This is a genomic window from Streptomyces sp. NPDC093801, assembly GCF_040701585.1.
Lineage (GTDB): Bacteria > Actinomycetota > Actinomycetes > Streptomycetales > Streptomycetaceae > Streptomyces.
In genome coordinates this window covers 1-26,120 of the sequence record NZ_JBFBDP010000013.1, presented here as the reverse complement: position 1 = coordinate 26,120, position 26,120 = coordinate 1, and the positions used below count along the sequence as shown (strand labels likewise).

The 26,120-nt window shown below is 72.0% G+C and carries 24 protein-coding genes and 1 tRNA gene; 6 read left to right on the top strand and 19 right to left on the bottom strand.

Annotated features, from left to right (window positions below; translation table 11 throughout):
* Window positions 1-50 precede the first annotated feature (50 nt).
* Window positions 51-341, top strand: a complete 291-nt coding sequence (locus tag AB0469_RS16735) for a hypothetical protein (protein WP_366452291.1) — start codon at window positions 51-53, stop codon at window positions 339-341.
* Window positions 342-615: 274 nt separating this feature from the next.
* Here AB0469_RS16735 and AB0469_RS16730 read toward each other — a convergent pair.
* From AB0469_RS16730 to AB0469_RS16715, 4 genes are all read right to left on the bottom strand, one after another.
* Window positions 616-688, bottom strand: a tRNA-His gene (locus AB0469_RS16730).
* Between the two features lie 104 nt (window positions 689-792).
* Window positions 793-1,395 carry an oligoribonuclease gene (orn, locus tag AB0469_RS16725; protein ID WP_366452124.1) on the bottom strand — a complete coding sequence of 201 codons (603 nt, stop codon included), beginning with the start codon at window positions 1,393-1,395 and terminating at the stop codon, window positions 793-795.
* Between the two features lie 91 nt (window positions 1,396-1,486).
* Window positions 1,487-2,659: a helix-turn-helix domain-containing protein gene (locus AB0469_RS16720; RefSeq protein WP_042814801.1), complete on the bottom strand. Its 1,173-nt coding sequence runs from the start codon at window positions 2,657-2,659 to the stop codon at window positions 1,487-1,489.
* A gap of 376 nt (window positions 2,660-3,035) precedes the next feature.
* Entirely contained in the window at window positions 3,036-3,359 is a 324-nt protein-coding gene (locus tag AB0469_RS16715) for a hypothetical protein (RefSeq protein WP_366452290.1), read from the bottom strand.
* Window positions 3,360-3,834: 475 nt separating this feature from the next.
* Here AB0469_RS16715 and AB0469_RS16710 point away from each other — a divergent pair, with 475 nt between their 5' ends.
* Window positions 3,835-4,365 carry a universal stress protein gene (locus AB0469_RS16710; protein ID WP_366452123.1) on the top strand — a complete coding sequence of 177 codons (531 nt, stop codon included), beginning with the start codon at window positions 3,835-3,837 and terminating at the stop codon, window positions 4,363-4,365.
* A gap of 96 nt (window positions 4,366-4,461) precedes the next feature.
* Window positions 4,462-5,031, top strand: a complete 570-nt coding sequence (locus tag AB0469_RS16705; RefSeq protein ID WP_366452122.1) for a GPR1/FUN34/YaaH family transporter — start codon at window positions 4,462-4,464, stop codon at window positions 5,029-5,031.
* Between the two features lie 88 nt (window positions 5,032-5,119).
* Here the strand turns inward: AB0469_RS16705 and AB0469_RS16700 are convergent, their stop codons facing one another.
* The 4 genes from AB0469_RS16700 to AB0469_RS16685 all read right to left on the bottom strand — a co-directional run bounded on the left by AB0469_RS16700 (window position 5,120) and on the right by AB0469_RS16685 (window position 8,855).
* Window positions 5,120-5,530 carry a hypothetical protein gene (locus AB0469_RS16700; protein WP_366452121.1) on the bottom strand — a complete coding sequence of 137 codons (411 nt, stop codon included), beginning with the start codon at window positions 5,528-5,530 and terminating at the stop codon, window positions 5,120-5,122.
* Between the two features lie 144 nt (window positions 5,531-5,674).
* Complete coding sequence (gene glmS, locus AB0469_RS16695; protein WP_366452120.1) at window positions 5,675-7,492, bottom strand: glutamine--fructose-6-phosphate transaminase (isomerizing); 1,818 nt, start codon at window positions 7,490-7,492, stop codon at window positions 5,675-5,677.
* 90 nt (window positions 7,493-7,582) lie between these two features.
* Window positions 7,583-7,858, bottom strand: coding sequence for a hypothetical protein (locus AB0469_RS16690; RefSeq protein WP_366452119.1), 276 nt, complete (start codon window positions 7,856-7,858; stop codon window positions 7,583-7,585).
* Between the two features lie 106 nt (window positions 7,859-7,964).
* Window positions 7,965-8,855, bottom strand: coding sequence for a DUF4429 domain-containing protein (locus AB0469_RS16685; RefSeq protein ID WP_366452118.1), 891 nt, complete (start codon window positions 8,853-8,855; stop codon window positions 7,965-7,967).
* Between the two features lie 63 nt (window positions 8,856-8,918).
* Here AB0469_RS16685 and AB0469_RS16680 point away from each other — a divergent pair, with 63 nt between their 5' ends.
* Entirely contained in the window at window positions 8,919-10,526 is a 1,608-nt protein-coding gene (locus AB0469_RS16680; RefSeq protein WP_366452117.1) for a family 20 glycosylhydrolase, read from the top strand.
* Here the strand turns inward: AB0469_RS16680 and AB0469_RS16675 are convergent.
* The 11 genes from AB0469_RS16675 to AB0469_RS16625 all read right to left on the bottom strand — a co-directional run bounded on the left by AB0469_RS16675 (window position 10,493) and on the right by AB0469_RS16625 (window position 24,462).
* Window positions 10,493-10,813 (bottom strand): serine hydrolase, encoded by a 321-nt coding sequence (locus AB0469_RS16675; RefSeq protein ID WP_366452116.1) that lies wholly within the window; start codon window positions 10,811-10,813, stop codon window positions 10,493-10,495. The genes AB0469_RS16680 and AB0469_RS16675 overlap by 34 nt on opposite strands.
* Before the next feature lie 249 nt (window positions 10,814-11,062).
* A complete protein-coding gene (locus AB0469_RS16670; protein WP_366452115.1) occupies window positions 11,063-12,847 on the bottom strand; it encodes an IucA/IucC family siderophore biosynthesis protein in 1,785 nt (594 codons plus the stop codon).
* Window positions 12,844-13,431: a GNAT family N-acetyltransferase gene (locus AB0469_RS16665; RefSeq protein WP_366452114.1), complete on the bottom strand. Its 588-nt coding sequence runs from the start codon at window positions 13,429-13,431 to the stop codon at window positions 12,844-12,846. The genes AB0469_RS16670 and AB0469_RS16665 overlap by 4 nt, the downstream gene beginning before the upstream one ends.
* A complete protein-coding gene (locus AB0469_RS16660; RefSeq protein WP_366452112.1) occupies window positions 13,428-14,729 on the bottom strand; it encodes a SidA/IucD/PvdA family monooxygenase in 1,302 nt (433 codons plus the stop codon). Before AB0469_RS16660 ends, AB0469_RS16665 begins: the two co-directional genes overlap by 4 nt.
* Window positions 14,713-16,212 (bottom strand): aspartate aminotransferase family protein, encoded by a 1,500-nt coding sequence (locus tag AB0469_RS16655; RefSeq protein WP_366452111.1) that lies wholly within the window; start codon window positions 16,210-16,212, stop codon window positions 14,713-14,715. Before AB0469_RS16655 ends, AB0469_RS16660 begins: the two co-directional genes overlap by 17 nt.
* 139 nt (window positions 16,213-16,351) lie before the next feature.
* Entirely contained in the window at window positions 16,352-17,278 is a 927-nt protein-coding gene (locus tag AB0469_RS16650; RefSeq protein WP_366452110.1) for a siderophore-interacting protein, read from the bottom strand.
* 27 nt (window positions 17,279-17,305) lie between these two features.
* Entirely contained in the window at window positions 17,306-18,349 is a 1,044-nt protein-coding gene (locus AB0469_RS16645; RefSeq protein ID WP_366452109.1) for an ABC transporter substrate-binding protein, read from the bottom strand.
* 191 nt (window positions 18,350-18,540) lie between these two features.
* A complete protein-coding gene (locus AB0469_RS16640; RefSeq protein ID WP_042810595.1) occupies window positions 18,541-19,701 on the bottom strand; it encodes an acyl-CoA dehydrogenase family protein in 1,161 nt (386 codons plus the stop codon).
* A gap of 7 nt (window positions 19,702-19,708) precedes the next feature.
* Entirely contained in the window at window positions 19,709-20,629 is a 921-nt protein-coding gene (locus tag AB0469_RS16635) for a hydroxymethylglutaryl-CoA lyase (RefSeq protein WP_366452289.1), read from the bottom strand.
* Window positions 20,630-20,640: 11 nt separating this feature from the next.
* On the bottom strand, window positions 20,641-22,815 hold the full coding sequence (locus tag AB0469_RS16630) for a biotin carboxylase N-terminal domain-containing protein (protein WP_366452108.1): 2,175 nt from the start codon (window positions 22,813-22,815) through the stop codon (window positions 20,641-20,643).
* Window positions 22,816-22,845: 30 nt separating this feature from the next.
* Complete coding sequence (locus AB0469_RS16625) at window positions 22,846-24,462, bottom strand: carboxyl transferase domain-containing protein (protein ID WP_366452106.1); 1,617 nt, start codon at window positions 24,460-24,462, stop codon at window positions 22,846-22,848.
* Between the two features lie 101 nt (window positions 24,463-24,563).
* Between AB0469_RS16625 and AB0469_RS16620 the strand changes: the two genes are divergently transcribed.
* Both AB0469_RS16620 and AB0469_RS16615 read left to right on the top strand, forming a co-directional pair.
* Entirely contained in the window at window positions 24,564-25,142 is a 579-nt protein-coding gene (locus AB0469_RS16620) for a TetR/AcrR family transcriptional regulator (RefSeq protein WP_366452104.1), read from the top strand.
* Window positions 25,143-25,210: 68 nt separating this feature from the next.
* A complete protein-coding gene (locus AB0469_RS16615) occupies window positions 25,211-26,029 on the top strand; it encodes a phosphatase (RefSeq protein ID WP_366452103.1) in 819 nt (272 codons plus the stop codon).
* The last annotated feature ends 91 nt before the right edge of the window (window positions 26,030-26,120 follow it).

The following is a 26,120-nucleotide window of genomic DNA, read 5'->3' as shown; positions in this document are numbered from 1 at the left end:
CCGGCCCGTGCGGAGGGTGGCTGTGACGGAGGGAGCCACACGTGAGAGTCATGCTCAGGGCCCACCTGGACACGGCCGCCGCCAACGAGGGCATCAAGACCGGGGCGCTGGTCCAGGCCATGAGGAAGTTCATGGACCGGGTCCGGCCGGAGGCGGCCTACTTCGGCCTCCACGAGGGCGTGCGCTCCTGCTGGATCGTCTTCGACGTCCAGGACAGCGCCCAGGTGCCGCTGCTGACCTGGGACCTGTTCAGCCGGTTCCACGCCGAGGTCGAGATCGGCCCGGTCACGACGGGGGAGGAACTGGCGGAGATCCTCTCCGAGGTCCGCACCCTCGCCTAGGCCGTCCCCCTTCCGGATCCCGACCGGCGCGCACCGCCCGGGCCCGTCCGCCCGCCGCGCCGGCCGGCGAGCCGGCCGATCACCGGGCCGCCGAGGGCCTGGCCCGGCCAGAAGGCGGCGGCGACGGTGCCGGCCTCGCCGATGCCGTCGTGGTCGCGGTCGTGGTCGCGGTCGCCGGGGACGCCGGCCCGGGAATTCCGGCCCGGGGACCCCGCCGGACCCGGAGAACGCGGAAGGCCCCGGCTCGCTCGCGCGAACCGGGGCCTTCCCACAGGGTGAGTGACGGGACTCGAACCCGCGGCCACCTGGACCACAACCAGGTGCTCTACCAACTGAGCTACACCCACCATGTCCGGTCGGGGAACGACCGGCCGAAGAAAAGGGTACAGGGTCCGGGAGGGTGCTCGCTCCCCCCTTTCCCCGCACCCCTCCGGCGGCTCCCGCGGCGGTCCTACTCGCCGGCTACCACGTGCTTGGCGGCGATGGCCTTGGCCGTGTCCGAGTCGGGTCCCGGCTGCGGCACGAAGACCGCCTCGCGGTAGTACCGCAGCTCGGCGATGGACTCCTTGATGTCCGCGAGCGCCCGGTGGTTGCCGTTCTTCGGCGGGCTGTTGAAGTAGGCCCGCGGGTACCAGCGGCGCGCCAGCTCCTTGACCGATGACACGTCCACGATCCGGTAGTGCAGGTGGGCCTCCAGCGCGGGCATGTCGCGCGACAGGAAGCCGCGGTCGGTGCCGACGGAGTTCCCGCACAGCGGGGCCTTGCGCGGCTCCTTGACGTGCTCGCGCACGTACGCCAGGACCTGCGCCTCGGCGTCGGCCAGGGTCGTGCCGGCGGCCAGCTCGTCGAGCAGGCCGGAGGCGGTGTGCATCTCGCGCACCACGTCCGGCATGTTCTCCAGGGCCGCGTCCGGCGGGCGGATCACGATGTCCACGCCTTCGCCGAGCACGTTGAGCTCCGAGTCGGTGACCAGCGCGGCCACCTCGATAAGTGCGTCGTCCGTCAACGAGAGCCCGGTCATCTCGCAGTCGATCCACACCATGCGATCGTTCATGCGTCCCACCTTATGCCGAAGGCCCCCCGCCGTGGTGTCCTGCCGGTGCGGGGGGCCTTCGTCGTGCGTCTCGCGGACGTCCGGGCGGTGGCTACGCGTGCTCGCGCAGCGCCCGGCCCGGGGCGTACAGCTCCGTCACGCTCGGACCGGAGGCGGCCAGGGCCGCCGCGGCCCGCTGGGGCTGCGGGGTGCGCTGGTGCGGCAGCGGGGTCCCCGAGATCTCCGACACGGGCGACACGTCGGCCTGCGGCCGGCGCGCCCGGTAGGCGGAGCGGTAGGCGGCCGGGGAGGACCCCAGCTGCCGGCGGAAGTGCCCGCGCAGGGCGACCGGGGAGCGGAAGCCGCAGCGTCCGGCGACCTCGTCGACCGAGTAGTCGGAGGTCTCCAGCAGCCGCTGTGCCTGGAGCACCCGCTGGGTGATCAGCCACTGGAGCGGCGCGCTGCCGGTGAGCGAGCGGAACCGCCGGTCGAAGGTGCGCCTGCTCATGTAGGCGCGGGCGGCCAGCGTCTCCACGTCGAACTGCTCGTGGAGGTGCTCCAGGGCCCAGGCCACGACCTCGGCGAGCGGGTCGGCGCCGATCTCCTCGGGCAGCGACCGGTCGAGGTAGCGCTCCTGGCCGCCGGTGCGGCGCGGCGGGACGACGAGCCGGCGGGCCAGTGCCCCCGCCGCCTCGCTGCCGTGGTCCGTGCGCACGATGTGGAGGCACAGGTCGATTCCGGCCGCGGTGCCGGCGGACGTCAGCACGTCGCCGTCGTCGACGAAGAGCTCGCGCGGGTCGACGTGGACGGACGGGTAGCGCTTGGCCAGCGTCGGCGCGTACATCCAGTGCGTCGTCGCGGGCCGGCCGTCCAGCAGCCCGGCGGCGGCGAGCACGAACGCCCCCGTGCACAGGCCGACGATCCGGGCGCCCTCCTCGTGCGCCAGCCGCAGGGCGTCGAGCGCCTCCGGCGGCGGCGGGGAGGTGATGGAGCGCCAGGCGGGGACGACGACCGTGCCCGCCCGGGCGATGGCCTCCAGCCCGTACGGCGCGGTCAGTTCGAGTCCGCCGGTGGTCCGCAGCGGACCGTCCTCCCCGGCGCACACGAGCAGTCGGTAGCGCGGCACTCCGGCGTCCTGGCGGTCGATGCCGAACACGGACAGCGGAATGGAACTCTCGAAGATCGGCCCGCCGCTGAACAGCAGCACGGCGACGATCTCTCTGCGGCGACGCCCCGCGAGCTTCCTGCCCGCGTCGGCGATGACTGCGGTGGAATCCTGGCTCATGGCGCTAAGCCCCCCTTGGGTGTCGCGACTCCTTGGTCTGGTCGCACCTGCACGTTTCCCCTCGGCCTTGCACGTGGATCCCCCGCCGTAAATACATGATCGAATCTACTGCGTCCCGTGGTGTCGGCGTGACAAGTTCAGCACGCACCGCTATGTCGACTTGGCAACTTGGCGAAAAGCATTCGATCAGGAAGCGTTCCACTCCGCTACCCGTACGGGAACCTCACGATCCGGTCGTGGCCAGTACCCATGGGGTGTTTTCGCCCCCTTCGCTCTGTCGTCGCTGGTGGTGGGGGGGTTGGGGGGACATTCCGGCAAGGGAAGCGTCCAGTCCGGAAGTTGGCTGAAAACAACCGGGTGTGTACGTGCGAATCGGTCAGTCGTGAGGGGAGGGGCCCGGGGAGCCGTGGCAGCCGCGGTGCGCGCCGGACCCGCTGCGGGAGTGCCGGCCCCGGTGTCCGTGCGGAGGCTGCTCCTCCGGCCGCACCCGGGCGGCGGCCCGTCCGGCCTTCTCCGAGTGTCGCAGCAGCACCCGGCAGGCCGCGGTGACGGCCGCCAGCCCCAGGGTCGCCACGGCGGCCCCGCCGTACGAGGTCCCGTAGACCACCAGGACGACGGGCACGAGCAGGCAGCTGAAGGCCGCCCAGCGCACCACGTCACCCGCGGGGTCGTCATGCGGACGTCCCGCGGCGGACCCCACGGACGGGTGAAGCCGGGAGCGGCCCGGCGGGAGGTGGGGGGGCCGGGCGGACGGGGCGTACTGCGTCGGCGGAGCGGGCTGGACGGGCTGGACGGGGTGAACCGGATGGCCTGGCACGGCGTACTCCCTGCGGGCTCTTCCTGGACGGTCGGACGCCTGTCCAACGCCCGTGCACAGGTGCCGGTCACTGCGCGCACGGGTGGCGCGGGGGTCATCCGTCACTGGCTGTAGGGGACAGCGGCCATTGCCAAGGGGGCTCCTCTCCGGCATGCTCCCTTGGACGCTCTCCAAGGGCGGCATGCCCTGTGCAGGACGGGAGTGTCGCCGTACCCTGATGGGTAAGGGCTTGGAAAGATGCTTCCAGGACAGAACTCCGTCACGCAGCGTCGCCGAAACGCCCGCGTCGTCGTCAGAAAGCCCGAGTCGCCGCAACCGCCCCTGTCGCTTCCCCCGAGGACTCTTCGCCGAGACATCCATGGCCGGTCACGAATTCTTCGAACCCGCGGACCGCAAGCGCAAGCACCTCGCCGATTCCGTATCGAGCGACCTGCGCGCGGTGGAACAGACACGCCTGCCCTGCGACCCGGCCTTCCGGCACGGAGTGGTGGTCGGCTTCGACGGCTCCACGTCCAGTGAGCGCGCCCTCGCCTACGCGATCGGCATGGCCCGGCGCTCCGGCTCCGGCCTGATCATCGTGCACGTGGCGAACCGGCTCCCCACCACGGTGTGGGCGGGCTGCGAGCCGCCGGTCTTCGTGGACGTGCCGGACCACCGCACCGAGGTGCTGGGCCTGGAGCTGGCCTGCGCGGACTACCTGTCCGAGGTGCCGTGGATCCTGGTCGAGCGGGGCGGGGACATCTGCCACGAGCTGGAGGAGGTCGGCCGGGAGTACTCGGCGGACGCCATCGTGGTGGGCTCCACCCACGGCATCGTGGGCCGGATCTTCGGCTCGGTCGCGGGGCGTCTGGCCAAGCGCGCACAGCGACCGGTCGTTGTCATTCCGTGACCCCCTGTATTCCGGTTGTGCGGTTGTGAACCCCTGTAAAGGGTAGATAAATGCTGCTGGGACGCAGCAACAACTGCAGATCGAAGGGAGCCCGCCGTGGACAACGGTGTCTCTGCGGGAAGCACGGCCTCGACTTCGACCCTGGGGAACATCGCCCTGGGCCTCACCCTTCTCGCGTTCGGTATCGGCCACACCGGCGTCCTCGACGGTGTCACCGCTGCCGACTCCGTGTCGCTCGCGATGTACGTCGGCGGCGCGGCCCTCTTCCTCCTCGGCCTCCTGGAGTACCGGGGCGGCAACGGGTTCAACGGCACCGCCTTCGCGGGCCTGGGCGTCTTCTGGTTCACCTGGGCCAAGGGTGCGGGTACCGCGGTGTCCGGCGAGGCGGCCGGAACGTTTCTGGTCCTCTTCGCGATGCTCGCGCTGACCCTCACGCTCGCCGCCGCGAGCGGTCCGTTCGGCCAGGGCGTCTACGGTCTGCTCACCCTCGCCCTCGTCCTGCTGGCCACGGCCTCCTTCGCGGACAGCGCGGGCCTGGCCAAGGCGGGCGGCTGGGTCGCGGCCGTGTCCGGGCTGCTGGCCTGGTACGGGGCCACCGCCGCGCTGGCCCACTGGCCGATGGCCTTCGGCAGGCCGGCCGGCCGCGGAGCGGTCGCCGCGGGCTGAACGCCCGCCCGGAGCACGGGCACGACGGGCAGGGGCGCCACCGGAGTCACCGGTGGCGCCCCTGTCGTGTGCCGGGCTGCGGCGCGCTTCAGCCGCGGTCCTGCCAGGGGAAGGGGGCCAGGTCGGGTTCGGTCCAGGCGGCCTTCGCCTCCGGCGAGGCCAGGGCGGCCGCGCTGTAGAAGCGCCCCGGCAGGTCCTTGTCCAGGAGCTCGGGGTTGCGGGCGGCGAACTCATCGAAGTCCCCGGCGGGTTCGCCCCCGCCGTGGCGGTGGGCGACGAGCTCCACCCAGGCGCGGGTGAGGGTCGCGTGGAACTTGCCGGGCACCCCCGCCCGGGTCGCGGTCGCCAGGATCCCCTCGCCGACCAGGTCCACCGCCGCCGCCGGGCCGTGGGCGCGCACCGCCAGCCAGGTCAGGTGGACGTGCTCGCGGTGGCCGAAGCGGCCGGTGGCGGCCGTGGCCTCGGCCATCAGTTCCTCGAAGCGGCCGGGCTCGGTCATGGGGGTACCTCGTTCGGGGGAGTCTCGGGGGAGTGCGGGAAGGCGGAAGGCGGAAAGGGCGGAAGGCGGAAAGGGCGGAAGGCGGAAAGGGGGAACGGCCCCCGGGGGATCCCCGGGGGCCGTCCTGCGCCTGTGGTGCGGCTGCTACTCGACCGTGACCGACTTGGCCAGGTTGCGCGGCTTGTCGATGTCCCGGCCCAGGGCCAGGGCGGTGTGGTACGCCAGCAGCTGGAGCGGGATGCCCATCAGGATCGGGTCCAGCTCGTCCTCGTTCTTGGGCACGAGGATCGTGTGGTCGGCCTTCTCCTGCGTCCGGTGGGCGACCGCCAGGATCCGGCCGCTGCGGGCCTTGATCTCCTCCAGCGCCGCGCGGTTCTTCTCCAGCAGGTCGTCGTCCGGGACGATCGCGACCGTCGGCATCGCCGGCTCGATGAGCGCGAGGGGGCCGTGCTTGAGCTCGGAGGCCGGGTAGGCCTCGGCGTGGATGTAGGAGATCTCCTTCAGCTTGAGGGAGGCCTCCAGGGCCACCGGGTAGCCGCGCACCCGGCCGATGAACATCATCGACTTGGCTTCGGCGTACTCGGCCGCCAGCTTCTTGATGTCCTCCTCGCCCTCCAGGATCTCCTGGATCTGGCCGGGGAGCTTGCGCAGGCCCTCGATGATCCGCTTGCCGTCGGCGACGGACAGGTCGCGGATGCGGCCCAGGTGCAGGGCGAGCAGGGCGAAGGCGGTGACGGTGTTCGTGAAGCACTTGGTGGACACGACGCAGACCTCGGGGCCGGCGTGCACGTACACGCCGCCGTCGGCCTCGCGGGCGATGGCGGAACCGACCACGTTGACCACGCCGAGGACGCGGGCGCCCTTGCGCTTGAGCTCCTGGACCGCCGCGAGCACGTCGTAGGTCTCACCGGACTGGGAGACGGCGATGTACAGGGTGTCGGGGTCCACGACCGGGTTGCGGTAGCGGAACTCGGAGGCCGGCTCGGCGTCGGCGGGGATCCGGGCGAGGCTCTCGATGAGGCCCGCGCCGATCATGCCCGCGTGGTACGAGGTGCCGCAGCCGAGGATCTTGACCCGGCGGATGCCGCGCGCCTCGCGCGGGTCCAGGTTCAGGCCGCCCAGGTGCACGGTGGAGAAGCGGTCGTCGATCCGGCCGCGCAGCACGCGGTCGACCGCGTCGGGCTGCTCGGAGATCTCCTTGTGCATGTACGTGTCGTGGCCGCCCATGTCGTAGGAGGCGGCCTCCCACTCCACGGTCTCGGGCGTGGCGGTGGTCGTCGTACCACTGGTGGTGTAGGTGCGGAAGTCGTCGGCCTTCAGGGTGGCCATCTCGCCGTCGTCGAGGGTGACGACCTGGCGGGTGTGGGCGACGAGCGCGGCGACGTCCGAGGCGACGAACATCTCCTTCTCGCCGATGCCGAGGACCACCGGGGAGCCGTTGCGGGCGACGACGATGCGGTCGGCGAAGTCGGCGTGCATGACGGCGATGCCGTAGGTGCCCTCGACGACCTTGAGCGCCTCGCGGACCTTCTCCTCCAGGGTGACGGCCTGGGAGCGGGCGATCAGGTGGACGAGCACCTCGGTGTCGGTCTCGGAGACGAAGACCACACCGTCGGCCTCCAGCTTGGCGCGGAGCTCGGCGGCGTTGTCGACGATGCCGTTGTGGACGACCGCGACCTTGTTCTCGGCGTCGAGGTGCGGGTGCGAGTTGATGTCGCTCGGCGCGCCGTGGGTGGCCCAGCGGGTGTGGGCGATGCCGGTGGTGCCGGCGAAGCGCTTGGGGACGCGGGACTCCAGGTCACGGACCCGGCCCTTGGCCTTGACGACCTTCAGGGCCGCCGACTTCGGGCTGTTGACGACGATGCCCGCCGAGTCGTAGCCGCGGTATTCGAGCCGCTGGAGGCCCTCCAGCAGCAGTGGTGCCACGTCGCGCTTGCCGATGTAACCGACGATTCCGCACATACGGTGTTGCCCCTCCTGAAGTTCGGTGTCCGTGCCCGGACGCGTACCGGCCCCGTGCGGGGCCGTCCCGGCTGGAGACGATGCGGCGCCTCAGCCGTAGACGATGCGGCGCAGCTGCCGGAGCGAGAGCTCCGGAGGCGCCACGGCGCGGTGCGGCAGTTCCGCCGCGATCCGCTCGAAGATCTCCGCGTTGACCGCTCCGCCGGACTGCAGCTCGCGGTGGCGGCGACGGACGAACTCCTCGGTCGTCTCGTCGAAGTACGCGAGCACGTCGAGCACCACCCGGGAGGCCTCGCCGCGCTGCAGCGCGGTGGTGCGAACCAGGTGGTCGACGAGTTCGTCATGCGACGGTCGGCGGTCGAGCACCAGTAGATATTGACGGCCCAGGGGCAGAAACGCAAAGATCCTGCCCGGAATCGGGCAGGATCATGCTGGTCTGGACCAAGGAACAGGTGATTCCGGTCTCGTTTGGTTAGAAACCACCCAAAATGGCAGCCTTCGCCGCCGAGAACTCCTCGGCCGTGAGGATCCCGTTCCGGTGCAGTTCCCCCAGCTCGCGCAGGCGCCGCAGCAGGGTGTCGTGGTCCGCCGGCTCGCCCGCCAGGGCCGGGGCCGACTCCGCGAGGGGGAGGGCGGCGGGGGCCGCCGGAGCGGGGGCCGGGGCCGCCGGGTGGGGCATCCGTACCGCGACCGCCGCCGCGACCAGCGCCATCAGGGGGTCCTTCTTGAACCCGAAGAGCTCCACGGTGCAGGGGTCGTACTTGGGCGCCGGCGCCGGCGGGGCGCCCGCCAGGGTGAAGCGCAGCCAGCCGTTCTCCAGCCCCTTCGACGGGGCCCACTCGACGGCCCGCACGTCCCCGACCCGGAACTCGCGCGGACCCCCGGACGCCTTCGCCTCCTCGGTGGTCCAGTTCCAGTCCAGCACCACCCGGTCGCCGTCGAAGGCCGCGCTCCCGCCGCCCGCCGCGACCGAGATCGGCACCGCCGGGCCCGGCAGCAGGTACGCGTCCGACGGACCCGGGTCCACCCCGTCCAGCAGCAGCGCGTTGCGCACCTCGTCGACGAAGTACTCCGCCACCCCCGTCCGGTCCGGCTCCACGGTCAGCCGGTACGGATCCGACTGCTCCGGCAGCCGCCCGCCCGTCACCTGGAGCAGCGGATCCGCGCCGTCGCGCACCCGCAGCCGCAGCCGGCCCGCCTTGCGCCCGGGCTCGTGGCTGATCCCCCCGATCGCCCGCAACGGCACGACCACCTCACCGAGCTGCTGCCGCAGCAGCCCCACCCCCTTGTCGCGGCCCGGCACGATGCGCACCGCGTCCCCGTCGAAGGTCCACGTACCGTCCTTCTGGATGATTTCCGCCATCCGGGGATTCTCCCACCGGTATGTGGGCCCCGCGGGGCGGGCGTTGGGCCTATACCTGGGCGCATGAGAGTCCTGCGAGTACCGCGCCGCACACCCGGCGCCCTCTGCGCCCTCCTGCTCCTCACCGCCCCCGTCTCCTGCACCGCGGCGCACGGCGACGACGCCAAGCCGGCCGCCGCCTCCGCCCCCCTCTCCCCGTTCGAGCGGCTCCTGCCGGCCCCGGCCTCCGTGCGGCCCGAGGGCCCCGGGTACGCCTTCGGGGCGGGCACCGTCGTGCGCACCGGCGGCCCGGGCGCACCGGAGGAGGTCCGGCGGGTCGGCGAGCTCCTCGCGGAGCAGCTGCGCGGGCCGACCGGGCTGCCGCTGCCGGTGGTGGACGGCGAGGGCGGCGAAGACGGCGACGGGGTCCGGCTGCGGCTCGACGGCGGGGCCGGGGAGCTCGGGGAGGAGGGCTACCGGCTCCGGACCACCCCCACCGGCGTGACCCTCACCGCCCGGACCCCGGCGGGCCTCTTCCACGCGGGCCAGACGCTGCGCCAGCTGCTGCCGGCGCGGGGAGCGGGGACGGTCCCGGGCGGGACGGTGGCGGACACCCCCCGCTTCGCCTACCGCGGGGCGATGATCGACGTCGCCCGCCACCACTTCCCGGTGGAGCAGGCCAAGCGCTACGTCGACCAGCTCGCCCAGTACAAGATGAACACCCTGCACGTGCACCTCACCGACGACCAGGGCTGGCGGATCGCCGTCGACTCCTGGCCCCGCCTCGCCGCGTACGGCGGCGCGAGCGAGGTCGGCGGGGGCCCCGGCGGCTCCTGGACCAAGGACGAGTACCGGGACCTGGTCGGCTACGCGGCGGACCGCTACGTCACCGTCGTCCCGGAGATCGACATGCCGGGCCACGTCAACGCCGCCCAGGCCTCCTACGGCGAGCTCACCTGCGACGGCAGGGCTCCGGAGCGCTACACCGGCACCAAGGTCGGCTTCAGCTCCCTGTGCGTGGGCAAGGAGCGCACCTACGAGTTCGTCGACGACGTCCTCGGGGAACTCGCCGCCCTCACCCCCGGCCCCTACCTCCACATCGGCGGCGACGAGGCCCACTCCACCCCGGCGGCGGACTACGCGGCCTTCATGGACCGCGCCCAGGCGGTGGTGGCCCGGCACGGCAAGAAGGTGATGGCCTGGCACCAGCTGGCCTCCGCCCGCCCGGCCCCGGGAGCGGTCCTCCAGTACTGGGGCCACGACAGGACGTCGGCGGCGGAGAAGGCGGCCGTGGCCGGCGCCGCCAAGGCGGGCCACCCCCTCGTCCTCTCCCCGGCGGACCACGCCTACCTCGACATGAAGTACGACGAGCGGACCAAGCCCGGCCTGGCCTGGGCCGGCTACGTCCCCGCCCCGCGCGCCTACTCCTGGAACCCGGGCACCTACCTCCCCGGCGTCCCCGAATCCGCGGTCCTGGGGGTGGAGGCCCCCCTCTGGACGGAGACCATCTCCACCCGCTCCGACTGGGAGCTGATGGCCTTCCCCCGCCTCCTCAGCCTGGCGGAACTCGCCTGGTCCCCGGCCGCCGCCCTCGACTGGAGCGCCCACCGCCTGCGCCTGGCCGCCCAGGGCCCCCGCCTGGACGCCCAGGACATCGCCTACTTCCGCGCGCCGGAGGTGCCGTGGCCGTAGCGGGCGGGCTCATCCCGTGCGCGGCGCGAGCTGCCGGTGGCCCGGGTGCGGGCCCAGCTGCGGAGGTCGTCGAGGTCGGAGACCATCGCGCCCGCCGCCCAGGCCCAGGAGGGGTTCCAGCCGGTCGCGTCCTCGGTCCGGCCCGAGGCCGTCTGGTCGGTGTAGCCGTGCGCGTACGGGGCGGGCGGCGCGGAACCCGTGGGGAAGGCCGTGGAGCGCAGGCCCGCCGGTCCCAGGACGTCCCGGGTGACGACCTCGTGGAGCGGGCGGCCCGTGAGCTTCTCCACGACCAGGCCGAGCCGGGTTGGTATTGGAGTGGTCGAAGCGGGCGCCCGGCTCGAACCGCGGCCCGTGCCGGAAGGAATGCGCGAGCAGCTGTCGCGGCGAGAAGTCCTGCTCGGGGTCGTCCGAGGAGCCGGGCGAGACCCCAGCGTGGGCCCGGCCCGGCCGGTGCGCGCGGCGAGCCGGGGTGCAGGAGGCCGGGAAGAAGGGGCGCGGCTTCGAGGGACCGTGTCGAAGCCGCGCCCCTCCCTTGATCACCGTCGCACGGCGAAGGGCGCGACGGGGTTCTCGAGGGTGCCGATCAGCTGGAGGGCCGCGGACGGGTCGGTCAGGTCGACCATCTGCTTGTTGTTGCGCAGCTGGAGGCGGTTCAGGCAGGAGAGCTGGAACTCGGGTGCGAAGAGGTCGTAGCGGGCGAAGCGGTCCACCAGGGCGGGGACGGAGTCCTGGTAGTCGTGGGCGCAGTCCGCCACCGCCCGCCAGAAGACCTCCTCGGTGCAGATGCCCTCCGTCACCAGGATCGAGTTCAGGAAGCGGAAGAAGCAGTCGAAGACGTCCGTGAAGATCGACAGGAGCTTCATGTCCTCCGGGACGTCGGCGCGGATCCGCTCGACGGCCGGGGGGAGGACCGCGTCCGGGTCCATGACCACGATCTCCTCGGCGATGTCCTTGAAGATCGCCCGCTGGACCACCCCGTCCTTGATCACCAGGATCGTGTTCTCGCCGTGCGGCATGTAGGCGAGGTCGTACTGGTAGAAGCAGTGCAGGAGGGGGAGGAGGTAGGCGCGGAGGTAGGGCTTCAGCCACTCGGCGGGGGTGAGGCCCGATTCGGCGATGAGGGCGCCGACGAAGGACTTGCCGTCCTCGTCCACGTGGAGGAGCGAGGCCATCGTGGCCAGGCGCTCGCCCTCGCGCAGGGAGTCGACCGGGGACTCGCGCCACAGGGCGGCCAGCATCTTGCGGTACGGGGAGTAGCGGTCCGTCGCGCGCTCGTACTGGCGGTGGTGGTAGCCGATGGCCGCGCGCTCGCGGATGATCGAGAAGTCGACCGACCGGAGGACCTCGTCCCCCTCGATCAGCTGGTGGAGCCAGTCGTTGATGGCCGGGGTGGCCTCCATGTAGGCGGCCGACAGCCCGCGCATGAAGCCCATGTTGAGGACGGAGATGGCCGTCTTCACGTAGTGCTTCGTGGGCGTCGTGGTGTTGAAGAAGGTGCGGATCGACTGCTGGGCCAGGTAGGCGTCCTCGCCCTCGCCCAGGAGGACCAGGCGGCGGTTGGCGATCTCGGCGGCGAAGGTGACCGTCGTCTTGTTCCACCACTGCCAGGGGTGGACGGGCAGGAAGTGGTAGTCCGCCGGGTCGAGGCCGAGGGCCGTCAGCTTCGCCGAGAAGCCGGCGACGGCGGCTTCGCCCAGCTCCTCGCGCAGGAACGTGTCGTGGTCCAGGCCCGCGCCCGCCGTGAAGGTGGAGACGTCCTTGCGGGCCGCGACCCAGACCAGGTGGACGGGGTTCGCGGTCTCGGGGGCGTACGCGCGGTACTCGTGCACGCCGAAGCCCAGGCGGCCGTTGTTGGCCACGAAGCAGGGGTGGCCCTCCGTCATGCCCGTCTCGATGTCCTGGAAGGAGGACTTCGCGAGGACGGCGGAGGAGACCCGGGGCTTGGTGTACTTGTAGCCCGTGCCGGCCAGGGTGGAGGAGATCTCCTCCAGGTAGACCGGGAGGACCTCCGCGCTCAGGCCGAGGGCGGCCCGGAGTTCTATGTGGAAGTCCAGGGCGTCGAGGTCGAGCTCGGTGCCGTCGCGGTGGCGGGTTATGGACCGCTCGTCCACCGACCAGTGGTCCAGGGCGTGGCGGACGGCACGGAAGCGGTACTCGACCGTGCCGTCGTCGCTGCGGACCGCGTAGCGGTCCCCGCCCAGGGGCTCGGGGGTCAGCAGGCGTTCGTGGGAGAACTCCGCCAGGGCCTTGCGGACCAGGGCGCGGTTGGCGCGGGTCCACAGCCCGGGGGCGAGGTGGGCGATGTCGGCGGAGAGGTTCATATCGAGCCCCCGGTGGTGAGGGCGGTGGCCGCCTCGAACTGCGCGCGGGTGCAGAAGCTGAGGAGGGCCTCCTTCTCCGGCTTGGTGACGGGGCCTTCGGCGACGAAGCCGACGGCCTCGTTGAGGGCGTGGACCGCCCTGTTGCGGACGTCCGGTTCGACGACGACGCGCTCGGTGGCCGGGTCCGCGAAGAGGGCGGCCATGACCGTGGTGATGACCGCGCGGGTGAAGCCGGAGAGCGGGGTGTCGGTGGGGGCGACGAGGAAGTGCATGCCCACGTCGCCCGGCTGCGCGTCGTAGAGGCCGACGAGCTCCAGGTGCGCCGGGTCGTAGCTCTCCATCAGGAAGGCCGGGCGGCCCTCGTGGAAGCCGAGGAAGGCGTGGTGGTGCTCGTGCGTGGTGATGCGCACGTACTCGCGCTCGACGTCCGGGAGGGTGGCGTCCTGCATCATCCAGAACGAGGCCTTCGGGTGCGTGACCCAGCCGTGCAGCAGCTCGGCGTCCGTGAAGGGGTCGAGCGGCCGGATCGAGAAGGTGCCGAGGGCGGGGTCGGTGCGGGTGAAGAGGGTCTCGGTGGTGCTCATGCGTGCATGCCTTCCGGGGCCGCGAACTGCTGGAACGCGATGGACTTCTCGACCTTGTAGTACTCGCGGCCGAGCAGCTCTCCGACGAGGTACGCGTTGCGGTACGCGGCCATGCCCAGGTCGGGCGAGGTGATCGAGTGGTTGTGGGTGGTGCCGTTCTGGAGGTAGACGCCGCGGCCCGTGACGTCGACGGCGTAGTTGCGGCCGGCGTCGAGGCGGCCGTGGCCGTCGAAGTTCAGGCGGTCGCGGACCGGGGCCAAGAACTCCGGGACGCGGTACTTGTAGCCCGTGGCGAGGACCAGGCCCTCGGTGGCGAGGGAGAAGTCCCGCTCCTGCTCCTCCTGGCGCAGGCCGAGGGTGTACGTGCCGGTGGTGGTGTCGTACGCCGTGCTGTTCAGGGAGGTGTTGGTGAGCAGGGTCGTGGGGACCGGGCCCGGCATGGTGATCTTCTTCTGGTAGAGCAGGTCGAAGATGGCGTTGATCAGTTCGCCGTCGATGCCCTTGAAGAGGTTCTTCTGCCGGGTCTCCAGCCGGTAGCGGGTCTCCTCGGGGAGGGCGTGGAAGTAGTCCACGTACTCCGGGGAGGTCATCTCCAGGGTGAGCTTGGTGTACTCCAGCGGGAAGAAGCGCGGGGAGCGGGTCACCCAGTTGAGCTGGTAGCCGTGGACGTCGATCTCGGCGAGGAGGTCGTAGTAGATCTCGGCGGCGCTCTGGCCCGAGCCGATCAGGGTGATCGACTTCTTCTTCTGCAGGGCTTCCTTGTGCTCCATGTACGTGGAGTTGTGGAGGAAGTCGCCGCCGAGGCCCTCGCAGGACGCGGGGACGTGCGGCGGGGTGCCGGTGCCGAGGACCAGGCGGCGGGCCAGGAACGTTTCGCCGGTGTCCGTGTGCACCGCGTAGAGGCCGGCCGCCTCGTCGTGGGCGACCTCGGTGACGGAGGTGGAGTACCGGACGTTGTCGAGCCGGTCGGCGGCCCAGCGGCAGTAGTCGTTGTACTCGGCGCGCAGCGGGTAGAAGTTCTCGCGGATGTAGAAGGAGTACAGCCGGTCCTTGTCCTTCAGGTAGTTCAGGAAGGAGAAGGGCGAGGTGGGGTCGGCGAGGGTGACCAGGTCCGACATGAACGGCGTCTGCAGGTGCGCGCCGTCGAGGAACATCCCGGCGTGCCACTCGAAGTGCGGCTTCGACTCGATGAACAGGCCGTTCAGCTCGTCGATCGGCGCGGTGAGGCAGGCGAGTCCCAGGTTGAAGGGGCCCAGGCCGATGCCGATGAAGTCGTAGGGCTCAGTGGTGGACGGCAAGGGACTCTCCCAGGAACTGCTCGGCGTGTGCGGCGACGAGGTCGAGGACGGCGGTGATGTCGGCCGTCGTGGTCTGCGGGTTGAGGAGGGTGAACTTCAGGTACTGCTTCCCGTCGACCTTGGTTCCGGCGACGACGGCCTCGCCGGAGGCGAACAGGGCCTTGCGGGCGTGCAGCTGGGCCTCGTCGAGGAGCTCGGGGCGCGGGCCGTCGCCGTCGGCGGCGGGGACGTAGCGGAAGACCAGGGTGGAGATCTGCGGCTTGACGACCACCTCGAAGCGGGGGTCGGCGTCGAGGATCTCCCAGCCGGCGGCGGCGAGGCCGACGACCTCGTCGAAGAGCGAACCGACCCCGTCGGCGCCCATGATGCGCAGGGTCATCCAGAGCTTGAGGGCGTCGAAGCGGCGCGTGGTCTGGATGGACTTGTCGACCTGGTTCGGGATCCGCTCCTCGGCCATCCGGCGCGGGTTGAGGTAGTCCGCGTGGTAGGTGGCGTGCTTGAGGGTGTCGCGGTCGCGCACCAGCATGGCGCTGGAACTGACGGGCTGGAAGAAGGACTTGTGGTAGTCCACGGTCACCGAGTCGGCGTGCTCGATGCCGTCGAGGAGGTGCCGGCGGGTGGGGGAGACCAGCAGTCCGCAGCCGTAGGCGGCGTCCACGTGCATCCACGCGGAGTGCTCGGAGGCCAGGCGGGCGATCTCGGGGAGCGGGTCGATGGACCCGAAGTCGGTGGTGCCGGCGGTGGCGACGACGGCCATCGGGAAGAGGCCCTCGGCGGCGCACTCCTCCAGCTCCAGGGCGAGCACGGAGGTGTCCATGCGGCGGCTGCGGTCGACGGGGACCGCGATGACCGCCTCGTAGCCGAGGCCGAGCATGGCGGCCGACTTCTGCACGCTGAAGTGGCTCGCCTCGGAGGTGAAGATCCGCAGTTTGGGGAGGAGCTCGGCCTTGGTGAGCTCGGCGCCCCGGTCCAGGGCCCGCTTCATGACGATCCGGCAGGCCTCGTCGCGGGCCAGGAGCAGCGCGTGGAAGTTCGACTGGCTGCCGCCGGAGGTGAAGATGCCGTCCGCGCCCTCGCCGAGGCCGATGCGGCGGGCGGTCCAGTCGATGAGGCGGCGCTCGATGAGCGTGCCGCCGATGGACTGGTCCCAGGTGTCGAGGGAGGAGTTGACGGCCGACAGGACGGCCTCGCCGACCACCGCCGGGATGACGACCGGGCAGTTGAGGTGGCCCAGGTAGCGCGGGTGGTGGAAGTACACGGCGTCGCGCAGGTAGACGTCCTCCAGCTCGTCGAGGGCGGCGGCGGCGTCGCCCAGCGGGCGGTCGAGGTCGATGCCCTCGATGACCGGGGCGAGTTCGTCCACGGAGATGCCGGTGTGGGGGCGCTGCGTCGTCGCGAGTTTGGCGGCGATGCGGCCGACGCCCTCGGTGACGGTGCGCCGGTACAGGTCCGCGGTCGTCTCGTTCAGCAGATGCGAGCGCATCAACTTTCCTCCGGGCAGGGATGCGGGGGGTGGCGTGCAAGATTTAGGTTAGCCTAACCTAAGTTAGATCACAAATGAGGAAGGGCCCCGGCTGATGCCGGGGCCCTTCCTCAAATACCTTGTGCGTAAAGCGAGTTGCCTAGAGCTCGGACGCGGGGTCCTCGCTCGGGGCCTGCCCCGCGTACGCCTCGGCGAGCAGCTGCTCCTCGCTCGCGCCGAGCCGCCAGTAGCCGGTGAAGCGCACCGCCCGCCGGTCGACGGAACGTTCCTGCACCAGATGGCGCCGTACCGCCCTGACCGTCCCCGCCTCGCCCGCGAGCCAGGCGTACGGGGCCCCGGAGGCGGGGAGCTGCGCCGCGCGCAGCTCGGACAGGACCCTTTCCGCGCGCTCCGCCGCACCCGCGGCCTTCTCGCGCACGATCCAGGTGATGTCCGTGTCCGCGAGGGTGTGCAGGCCGAGCCGGTCGTCCGCGTGCGGTACCTCGAACCAGGCCTTCACCCGGGTCCCGGCGGGCAGCCGGTCCAGGATCGCGGCGGCGGCCGGCAGGGCCGTCTCGTCCGCGTACATCAGCACCGCGCCGGTGCCGGCCGGCCGCTGGAAGCGGACCGACTTGTTCTCCGCGACGGCCGGGCCGATCGCCATGATCCGCCGGCCGGTGACGGCCCGCCCCGCCCAGCGGGAGGCCGGGGAGGAGTCCCCGTGCAGGACGAAGTCGATGTCCACCTCGTCCGCCCCGCCGGCCGTGCGCCGCTGCTCGCGCACGGTGTACGAGCGCATCACCGGGCGCTCCTCGTCCGGCATCGCGCGCCAGGCCCCGAACCAGGTGTCCTCGTCGGTGGAGGGGAGTTCGGTGTGCTCCTGGTCGCCGCACGGAAGGAACAGCGAGAGGCTCTGGTCGTAGCCGCCCGAGCGGAAGTCCGCGAGGGACCCGCCGCCGAAGGTCACGCGCAGGAAGGAGTGGCCGAGGCGGCGGGTGCGCAGGACTTCGAGGGTGAAGAACCGGAAGTGCGCGGCGGCCGGTACCGCGGCGGGAGCGGCGGAGTCGGAAGCGGTGGTGGCGGTCATGCGGAGGTCCCCCCTTGGCTTACCGGGTCAGCCGAGCTTCTTGGCGTTCTGGATGGTCTTCGCGAGGTCCTCGAGGATCTGCGCGCACTTCTCGTACGAGTAGATCGGCTCGGTCACGCGCGGTGCGACCTGGCCGGCCTTGACCGCGGGGAGCTCGTTCCAGGTCGGCTTGGCCTTCAGGGCCTCGGGCTGGAGGGCCTGGGTGCGGTTGTCGAGGAGGATGACGTCGGCCTTGTACTTGCCGGCGTTCTCCCAGCTGAGGCTCTCGTAGAAGCCCTGCGGGTCCAGCTTGTCCTGCTCCGGGTTGACGAACTCGACGCCGAGGGACTCGAAGTACTTCAGGTCCGCGGAGGTCTTCGCGGTGGAGACGTAGAACATCTGGTCGGATCCGGAACCGACGAGGACCTTGACGCCCGGGTTGGCCTTGACGGCCTCGCGGACCTTCGCGGAGGCGGCGTCGAAACGGGCCTTCGCGTCGGCGCTCTTCCTGGTGTTGAGGTCGGCGCCGAGGGACTTGGCGAGGTCGGCGGTGCGCTCCAGGGCCTTGTCCATGGAGACCTTGTCGCCGACGCCGATCGCGGCGGCCGGGGCCAGCTTCAGGATCTTGTCCTTGGAGGCCTCGGGGACGTACCAGTACGTGCCGTCCCAGGTGTTGGTGGCGAGGAGGTCCGGCTTGAGGGCCGCGTACTTCTCGACGTTGAACTCGTCGTAGACGTTGCCGAGGATCTCGACCTTGGAGATGTCCATCGTGCCGGCCATCGGGTCGGGCTTGCCGTCCGCCAGCCTGGTCGGGCCGAAGACGCCCTTGACCTGCACGCCGTAGTCGGACAGCGCGGCGGCGGTGCCGGTGTAGGCCACGATGTTCTTGGGCGTGGACTTGGCGGTGGCCTCCTTGCCCAGGTCGTCCTTGAAGCTCCAGGGGCCCGACGCGGAGGTGGCGCCCTTGTCGCCCGCACCGTCCTTCGCCTTGTCGGTGCCGCCGCACGCGGTGAGCGCCGCGACGAGGCCGAGGGCACCGCCGGCCGCGACGAGTCCGCGGCGGGAGAGGAAGGGGGAGCTGGGCTTGGGCATGTCGGTGTCCGCTTTCGTGCGTGCAGGGCGGCTGCGAGGGTGGGGCGTTCGGGGGGAAGGTTAGCCTAACCTTGGCCGAAAGCGGTAAGGCGGCCCTAACCTCTTCCGGGGGCGCACGGGCGCACGGACGCGCAACGGCCCGCGCCGGGGGCGCGGGCCGTTCGTCGGGGTGGTGCGGGGCGGGACCGGAATCAGCCGGCGAAGCCCAGTTCGCGGGCGATGAGCATGCGCTGGACCTCGCTCGTGCCCTCGCCGATCTCCAGGATCTTGGAGTCCCGCCACATACGGGCCACGGGGTACTCGTTCATGAACCCGTAGCCGCCGTGGATCTGCGTGGCGTCCCGCGCGTTGTCGACGGCGACCGTGGAGGAGTACAGCTTGGCGATCGCCGCCTCCTTCTTGAACGGCTCGCCCGCCACCAGCCGCGAGGCCGCGTCGCGCCAGCCGAGGCGGGCCATGTGCGCGCGCGTCTCCATGTCGGCCAGCTTGAACTGGATGGCCTGGTTGTCGCCGATCGGCTTGCCGAAGGCCTGGCGCTCCTTGGCGTACTTCACCGACTCGTCCACGCAGCCCTGCGCCAGGCCGGTGGCCAGCGCCGCGATGGCGATGCGGCCCTCGTCGAGGATCCGCAGGAACTGGGCGTAGCCGCGGCCCTCCTGGCCCACCAGGTTGGCGACCGGCACCCGGACCTCGTCGAAGGACAGCTCGCGGGTGTCGGAGGAGTTCCAGCCGACCTTGGAGTACGGGGCGGCGACCGTGAAGCCGGGGGTGCCGGACGGGACGATGATCGAGGAGATCTCCGGACGGCCGTCCGCCTTGCGGCCGGTGACCGCGGTGACCGTGACCAGACCGGTGATGTCCGTGCCGGAGTTGGTGATGAAGCACTTGGAGCCGTTGATCACCCACTCGTCGCCGTCGCGGACGGCGGTGGTGCGGGTGCCGCCCGCGTCGCTGCCGGCGCCGGGCTCGGTCAGGCCGAACGCGCCGAGCACCTCGCCGGAGCACAGCTTCGGCAGCCACTCCCGCTTCTGCTCCTCGGTGCCGAAGAGGTAGAGCGGCATGGCGCCCAGGGAGACGCCCGCCTCCAGGGTGATGGCCACCGAGGAGTCGACGCGGGCCAGCTCCTCCAGGGCGATGCCGAGCGCGAGGTAGTCGCCGCCCATGCCGCCGTACTCCTCCGGGAAGGGCAGGCCGAACAGGCCCATGCGGCCCATCTCGCGGACGATCTCGTACGGGAACTCGTGGCGCTCGTACAGGTCGCCGATCTTGGGTGCCACCACGTCGTGCGCGAACGCCTCGACGGTGCGGCGGAGTTCCTCGTGCTCGGGGGTGAGCCGGTGGTCGAGGGGCATGGCTTCGTTACTCCTTGTGGGAGAGGGCGCGGACGGTACGGGAGGGGCTGGGACGTCCCAGCCGTTCGGCCATCCACACGCTCGTGGCGGTGAGGGCGGCCAGGTCGACCCCGGTCTCGATGCCGAGGCCGTCGAGCATCCACACCAGGTCCTCGGTGGCCAGGTTGCCGGTGGCGCTCTTCGCGTACGGGCAGCCGCCGAGGCCGCCGGCGGAGGCGTCGACCGTGGTCACGCCGTGCTGGAGCGCGGCGAGGGTGTTGGAGAGGGCCTGGCCGTAGGTGTCGTGGAAGTGCACGCCGATCCGGTCGGTGCCCACGCCGGCCGCGTTCAGCTCGCCCAGCAGCGCCTGGACGTGGCCGGGGGTGGCGACGCCGATCGTGTCGCCGAGGCTCAGCTCGTCACAGCCCAGGTCCAGCAGGTCCTTGGCGACGCGGACCACCTGGTGGACCGGGACCGCGCCCTCCCAGGGATCGCCGAAGCACATCGACAGGTAGCCGCGCACGTGCGCCCCGGCCTCCTTGGCCCGGCCCACGACGGGCTCGAACATGGCCAGGGATTCGGCGACCGTACGGTTCAGGTTGCGCGCGGCGAAGGTCTCGGTGGCCGAGCCGAACACCGCGATGCGGGTGGCCCCGAGGGCCAGGGCGCGGTCGAGGCCGCGCTCGTTGGGCACCAGGACGGGGAGGTCCGCCGGGACGTCGGAGAGCAGGGGGAAGAGCTGCTCGGCGTCCGCCAGCTGCGGCACCCACTTGGGGTGGACGAAGCTGGTGGCCTCGATCGTGGTCAGGCCGGCGGCGGCCAGCCGGTGGACGAACTCGGCCTTCACCTCGGTGGGGACGGCCGTCTTCTCGTTCTGGAGCCCGTCCCGGGCGCCCACCTCGTGGATCCGCACCCGCGGCGGGAGCCCGGCGGGCGCCGGGACGGTCATGGGCAGCCCGTTCACGCGTCCGCCTCCGCGTCCTCGTCGGGGGTGACGACGGCCAGGACCTGGTCCATGGCCACCGTCGTGCCGGGGGTGACGTCGAGTTCGGTGACGGTGCCGGCGTGCGGGGCGGAGATGACGTGCTCCATCTTCATCGCCTCGACCACCAGCAGGCTCTGCCCGGCCGCCACCTTGTCGCCGACGGCCACCTTGACCACGGTGACGGTGCCGGGCATCGGGGCGGCGAGCGTGTCGGCCCCGGCGTGGCCGCGGCCGCTGAGGGCCGCGGTGACGGGGTCGTGCCGCTGGAGGTGCCAGGAGTCGGCGTCGCGGCCGAGCCAGGTCCCCTCCGGGGAGGTGGCGTGGCTGAACCGGTGGGTGACTCCGTCCAGTTCGAGGGTCACGGTGTCGTGGCCGAGGCTGATGATCCGGCCGCGGGCCGTCGTCCTGGGGCTCTGCCCCAGACCCCGCTCCTCAATCGCCGACGGGGCTGGATTGCGCGCGGCACCGCTGTCGGCTGCGGGCGCGTCGAGGAGGACTTCCTGGTCGGAGCCCCGCTGGCGGGTGCGGACCGTGACCGGGTCCTGGCCCGGGAGGCGGAAGTGGTGGACGGTCCAGGCGGGGGTGCCGCCCAGGCGCCAGCCGTTGACTGCGGAGAACGGGTCCGTCCATGCGCCCGCACTGTTCGAACCGGCGCCGGCCGCCTCCAGCCCCGCCGGCGTTTGAGGCGCGGGTGTCCGGGGGCGGAGCCCCTGGTTTCGGGAAGGGGCGGGGTGGGGGAGGGGCGCCCGGGCCAGCAGCGCGGCCGCGGCGTACACCTCGTCCGGTACGCCCTCCGGCAGCAGGCCGGACAGGTCCCGTTCGACGAGGCCCGTGTCCAGGTTGCCGGACACCACGTCCTCGTGGGCCAGCAGCCTCCGCAGGAAGCCCGCGTTGGTCTGGACGCCCAGGATCACGGTGTCCGCGAGGGCGGCCCGCAGCATGCGCAGGGCCGTCGGGCGGTCGGGGCCGTGGACGATGACCTTCGAGAGCATCGGGTCGTACGTGGAGCCCGTGTCCACCCCGGCCGCCAGTCCGGAGTCCGTCCGCACCGCACCGCCCGAGGGCTCGGACAGCGCCAGCACCGTCCCCCCGGAGGGCAGGAACCCGCGCGCCGGGTCCTCCGCGCAGACGCGGGCCTCGATCGCGTGCCCGGTCAGGGTGACGTCGTCCTGCCCGAAGCCCAGCTCCGCACCCGCGGCCACCCGCAGCTGGAGCTCCACCAGGTCCAGGCCGGTGATCAGCTCGGTCACCGGGTGCTCCACCTGGAGGCGGGTGTTCATCTCCATGAAGTAGTACGAGGACGGGTCCCCGCCCGGCACGATGAACTCCACCGTGCCCGCGCCGACGTACCCGCAGGCCCGCGCCGCCTCGACCGCCGCCGCGCCCATCGCGGCCCGGATCTCCGGCGTCAGCAGGACCGACGGGGCCTCCTCGATGACCTTCTGGTGGCGCCGCTGGAGCGAGCACTCGCGCTCGCCCAGGTGCACCACGTTGCCGTGCGCGTCGGCCATCACCTGGATCTCGATGTGCCGCGGCCGGTCCACCCAGCGCTCCACCAGCAGGGTGTCGTCGCCGAAGGAGGAGCGCGCCTCGCGCCGGGCCGCCGCGATCTCGTCCGCGAGCAGGGCCCCGTCCCGGACCAGCCGCATGCCCTTGCCGCCGCCGCCCGCGGAGGGCTTCAGCAGCACCGGCATGCCGATCTTCTCGGCGGCCTCGACCAGTTCGGCGTCGGACAGCCCGCTGCCCGAGGACCCGGGCACCACCGGCACCCCGGCGGCCTTCACGGTCTCCTTGGCCCGGATCTTGTCGCCCATCAGGGAGATCGCCGAGGCGGGCGGCCCGATGAAGGCCAGCCCGGCGTCCGCACAGGCCTGCGCGAAGGCGGCGTTCTCCGCGAGGAAGCCGTACCCGGGGTGGACGGCCTCGGCCCCCGTGCGCCGGGCGGCGTCGAGCAGCTTCTCGACCGACAGGTAGCTCTCGGCGGCCGCCGCCGGCCCGATCCGGACGGCCGTGTCGGCCTCCCGTACGTGCCGCGCGTCCGCGTCGGCGTCGCTGAAGACGGCCACGGAGCGGATCCCGAGCTCCCGCAGGGTGCGGATGACCCGTACGGCGATCTCGCCCCGGTTCGCCACCAGAACAGTGCTGAACATCAGTGAGGTCCTCACGTCACAAGTCACGGATCACATGCGGAAGATGCCGTAGCCGCGCTCGCCGAGCGGGGCGTTCGCGCACGCGGTCAGGGCCAGCCCCAGCACCTGCCGGGTCTCCAGGGGGTCGATGACCCCGTCGTCCCACAGGCGCGCGGTGGCGTAGTAGGCGTTGCCCTGCTCCTCGTACTGCGCGCGGACCGGGGCCTTGAAGGCCTCCTCGTCCTCGGCGGGCCACTCCTGGCCCGCGCCCTCGATCTGGTCGCGCTTGACCGTGGCCAGGACGGAGGCGGCCTGCTCGCCGCCCATCACGGAGATCTTGGCGTTGGGCCACATCCACAGGAAGCGCGGCGAGTACGCCCGGCCGCACATCGAGTAGTTGCCCGCGCCGTACGAGCCGCCGACCACGACCGTCAGCTTCGGGACCCGGGCGCAGGCCACGGCCGTGACCATCTTCGCGCCGTGCTTGGCGATGCCGCCGGCCTCGTAGTCGCGGCCGACCATGAAGCCGGAGATGTTCTGGAGGAAGAGGAGGGGGATGCCGCGCTGGTCGCACAGCTCGATGAAGTGGGCGCCCTTCTGGGCGGACTCGGAGAAGAGGATGCCGTTGTTGGCGATGATGCCGACCGGGTGGCCGTGGATCCGGGCGAAGCCGGTGACCAGGGTCTGCCCGAACTCCGCCTTGAACTCCTGGAAGCGCGAGCCGTCCACGACCCGGGCGATGATCTCGCGGGCGTCGTAGGGGGTGCGGGAGTCGACGGGGACCGCGCCGTAGAGGCCGTACGGGTCGACCTTGGGCTCCTCGGGTGCCTCGACCGACCAGGGCAGGTCCCCGCGCCCAGGCAGGGTCGCCACGATGTTGCGGACGATCCGCAGCGCGTGCGCGTCGTCCTCCGCGAGGTGGTCGGTCACGCCGGAGGTGCGCGAGTGCACCTCGCCGCCGCCGAGCTCCTCGGCCGTGACCACCTCTCCGGTGGCGGCCTTCACCAGCGGCGGGCCGCCGAGGAAGATCGTGCCCTGGCCGCGGACGATGACGGCCTCGTCGCTCATCGCCGGGACGTACGCCCCGCCCGCCGTGCAGGAGCCGAGGACGGCCGCGATCTGCGGGATGCCGGCGCCGGACATGCGGGCCTGGTTGTAGAAGATCCGGCCGAAGTGCTCCCGGTCGGGGAAGACCTCGTCCTGCATGGGCAGGAAGGCGCCGCCTGAGTCGACCAGGTACAGGCAGGGGAGCCGGTTCTCCAGCGCCACCTCCTGCGCCCTCAGGTGCTTCTTCACCGTCATCGGGTAGTACGTGCCGCCCTTGACGGTGGCGTCGTTGGCGACGATCACGCACTCGCGGCCGCTGACCCGGCCGATGCCCGCGATCACGCCGGCCGCCGGCGCCGCGCCCCCGTACATCCCCTCGGCGGCCAGCGGGGCCAGCTCCAGGAAGGGGGACCCGGGGTCGAGGAGGGTGTCCACGCGGTCGCGGGGCAGGAGCTTGCCGCGCGCCGTGTGGCGGGCGCGGGCCTTCTCACCGCCGCCGAGGCGGGCCGCGTCCAGCCGGGCGCGCAGGCCCTCGGCGAGCTCGCGGTGGGCGGCCTCATTGGTCCGCCAGGCCCCGGACGCCGGGTCCGCGGCGCTCGTCAGCACTGGTGCCTGCTGCATCGGTCGAGCTCCCTTGCTCGGTACCTGCTGTGTTAATGACCGTTAACGCGTGTGGGTCACAGGTTAACGAGCGCTAACCGCCCTGTCTAGAATGGATTCCCATGAGCACCAGAGCTGCCACCCCGACCCGCCGCGAGCAGATCCTCCGAGAAGCCGCTCGTCTTTTCGCGGAGCGCGGCTTCCACGGCGTGGGCGTGGACGAGATAGGGGCCGCGGTCGGCATCAGCGGCCCGGGCCTCTACCGCCACTTCGCCGGCAAGGACGCGATGCTCGCCGAGCTGCTCGTCGGGATCAGCGAGCGCCTCCTGACGGGCGGGCGGCGCCGGGTCGAGGAGGCCGCGGACGACCCGCGGGCGCTGCTCGCCTCCCTGGTCGAGGGGCACATCGACTTCGCGCTGGACGACCGGGCGCTGATCACCCTGCACGACCGGGAGCTCGACCGGCTCCGGGACGAGGACCGCAAGCTCGTGCGGCAGCTCCAGCGCCAGTACGTGGAGCTGTGGGTGGCCGTCGTGCGGGAGCTGCACCCGGAGGTCGGCGAGGCGGAGGTGCGCGTCGCCGTCCACGCGGTGTTCGGCCTGCTGAACTCCACCCCGCACCTGGGCGCGCTGGGCCGGGAGGCGACGGAGTCGCTGCTGCGCCGGCTCGCGCACGGGGCCTTCGGGGCGCTGTCGGGCTGAAGCGGGGCGCGGGCGCGGGCTCGAGGGCGGCTCGGCGGAACGGACGGATCCGGGCGGGCGGCGGCAGAATGGACCGCATGCCGATGCCGACAGAGCCCATACAGACCCCTGCCGCCCCCAGCCGAGCGGAACTCGTCGACCACCTGGTGCGCACCCGCATCGCCGGGCAGGTGGCCACCCCGCGCGAGAACAACCTCTCCCACTACCGCAAGCTCGCCAACGGCGACCGGCACTACTGGCTCGGTCTGGAGCTCGGCGACCGCTGGGCGGACGAGCAGGACGTCCTGGCCGTGATGGCGGAGCGCGTCGGCGTCGTCGACGACCCGGCGCACCGGGCCGGGCAGGACACCATCGACCCGGAACTGACGGTCGCGGGCCTCGACCGGATGGCGGCCCGCCTGCGCAAGGCCGCCCTCGACCGGCAGAGCGTGCTCTTCGCCACCGGGCACCCGGGCGGCCTCCTGGACGTCCACCGGGCCACGGCGGAGGCGCTGCGCGCCGCGGGCTGCGAGATCGTCCGCATCCCCGCCGGGCTGTTCGCCGACGAAGGCTCCGTCTGGCAGTTCGCGGACGTGGCGGTCCTGGAGCGGGGCGCGACCCTGTGGCACACCCACTCGCCCGCCCCGATGGCGGCCGTCCTCGACGGCCTGGCGGCGGAGGGCAGGCCGCAGCCGGACCTGGTCGTCGCCGACCACGGCTGGGCGGGCTGCGCGGCGCAGCGGGGGCTGGACGCGGTGGGCTACGCGGACTGCAACGACCCGGCGCTGTTCCTCGGAGAGGCGGAGGGCACCCTCCAGGTGGCGGTCCCGCTGGACGACCACGTCCGCGACCCGCGCTTCTACGACCCGATGGTCGCGTACCTCCTCGCCGCAGCGGGCCTGCGCTAGGCCCTGTATTGAGTCGTGATCGGTTTGCGGGATCTGCCCTCGCTGCGAGGGCAGATCCGGTAGTCCGGTACTCATGACGCGTGCGCAACTG

Bases quoted from the DNA above. Each gene is read 5' to 3' on its own strand.
- AB0469_RS16735 (WP_366452291.1), top strand. From the start codon at position 51: ATGCTCAGGGCCCACCTGGACACGGCCGCCGCCAACGAGGGCATCAAG.
- orn (WP_366452124.1), bottom strand. From the start codon at position 1,395: ATGAACGATCGCATGGTGTGGATCGACTGCGAGATGACCGGGCTCTCG.
- AB0469_RS16720 (WP_042814801.1), bottom strand. From the start codon at position 2,659: ATGAGCCAGGATTCCACCGCAGTCATCGCCGACGCGGGCAGGAAGCTC.
- AB0469_RS16710 (WP_366452123.1), top strand. From the start codon at position 3,835: ATGGCCGGTCACGAATTCTTCGAACCCGCGGACCGCAAGCGCAAGCAC.
- AB0469_RS16700 (WP_366452121.1), bottom strand. From the start codon at position 5,530: ATGACCGAGCCCGGCCGCTTCGAGGAACTGATGGCCGAGGCCACGGCC.
- glmS (WP_366452120.1), bottom strand. From the start codon at position 7,492: ATGTGCGGAATCGTCGGTTACATCGGCAAGCGCGACGTGGCACCACTG.
- AB0469_RS16685 (WP_366452118.1), bottom strand. From the start codon at position 8,855: ATGGCGGAAATCATCCAGAAGGACGGTACGTGGACCTTCGACGGGGAC.
- AB0469_RS16680 (WP_366452117.1), top strand. From the start codon at position 8,919: ATGAGAGTCCTGCGAGTACCGCGCCGCACACCCGGCGCCCTCTGCGCC.
- AB0469_RS16670 (WP_366452115.1), bottom strand. From the start codon at position 12,847: ATGAACCTCTCCGCCGACATCGCCCACCTCGCCCCCGGGCTGTGGACC.
- AB0469_RS16665 (WP_366452114.1), bottom strand. From the start codon at position 13,431: ATGAGCACCACCGAGACCCTCTTCACCCGCACCGACCCCGCCCTCGGC.
- AB0469_RS16655 (WP_366452111.1), bottom strand. From the start codon at position 16,212: ATGCGCTCGCATCTGCTGAACGAGACGACCGCGGACCTGTACCGGCGC.
- AB0469_RS16650 (WP_366452110.1), bottom strand. From the start codon at position 17,278: ATGACCGCCACCACCGCTTCCGACTCCGCCGCTCCCGCCGCGGTACCG.
- AB0469_RS16645 (WP_366452109.1), bottom strand. From the start codon at position 18,349: ATGCCCAAGCCCAGCTCCCCCTTCCTCTCCCGCCGCGGACTCGTCGCG.
- AB0469_RS16640 (WP_042810595.1), bottom strand. From the start codon at position 19,701: ATGCCCCTCGACCACCGGCTCACCCCCGAGCACGAGGAACTCCGCCGC.
- AB0469_RS16635 (WP_366452289.1), bottom strand. From the start codon at position 20,629: ATGACCGTCCCGGCGCCCGCCGGGCTCCCGCCGCGGGTGCGGATCCAC.
- AB0469_RS16630 (WP_366452108.1), bottom strand. From the start codon at position 22,815: ATGTTCAGCACTGTTCTGGTGGCGAACCGGGGCGAGATCGCCGTACGG.
- AB0469_RS16625 (WP_366452106.1), bottom strand. From the start codon at position 24,462: ATGCAGCAGGCACCAGTGCTGACGAGCGCCGCGGACCCGGCGTCCGGG.
- AB0469_RS16620 (WP_366452104.1), top strand. From the start codon at position 24,564: ATGAGCACCAGAGCTGCCACCCCGACCCGCCGCGAGCAGATCCTCCGA.
- AB0469_RS16615 (WP_366452103.1), top strand. From the start codon at position 25,211: ATGGACCGCATGCCGATGCCGACAGAGCCCATACAGACCCCTGCCGCC.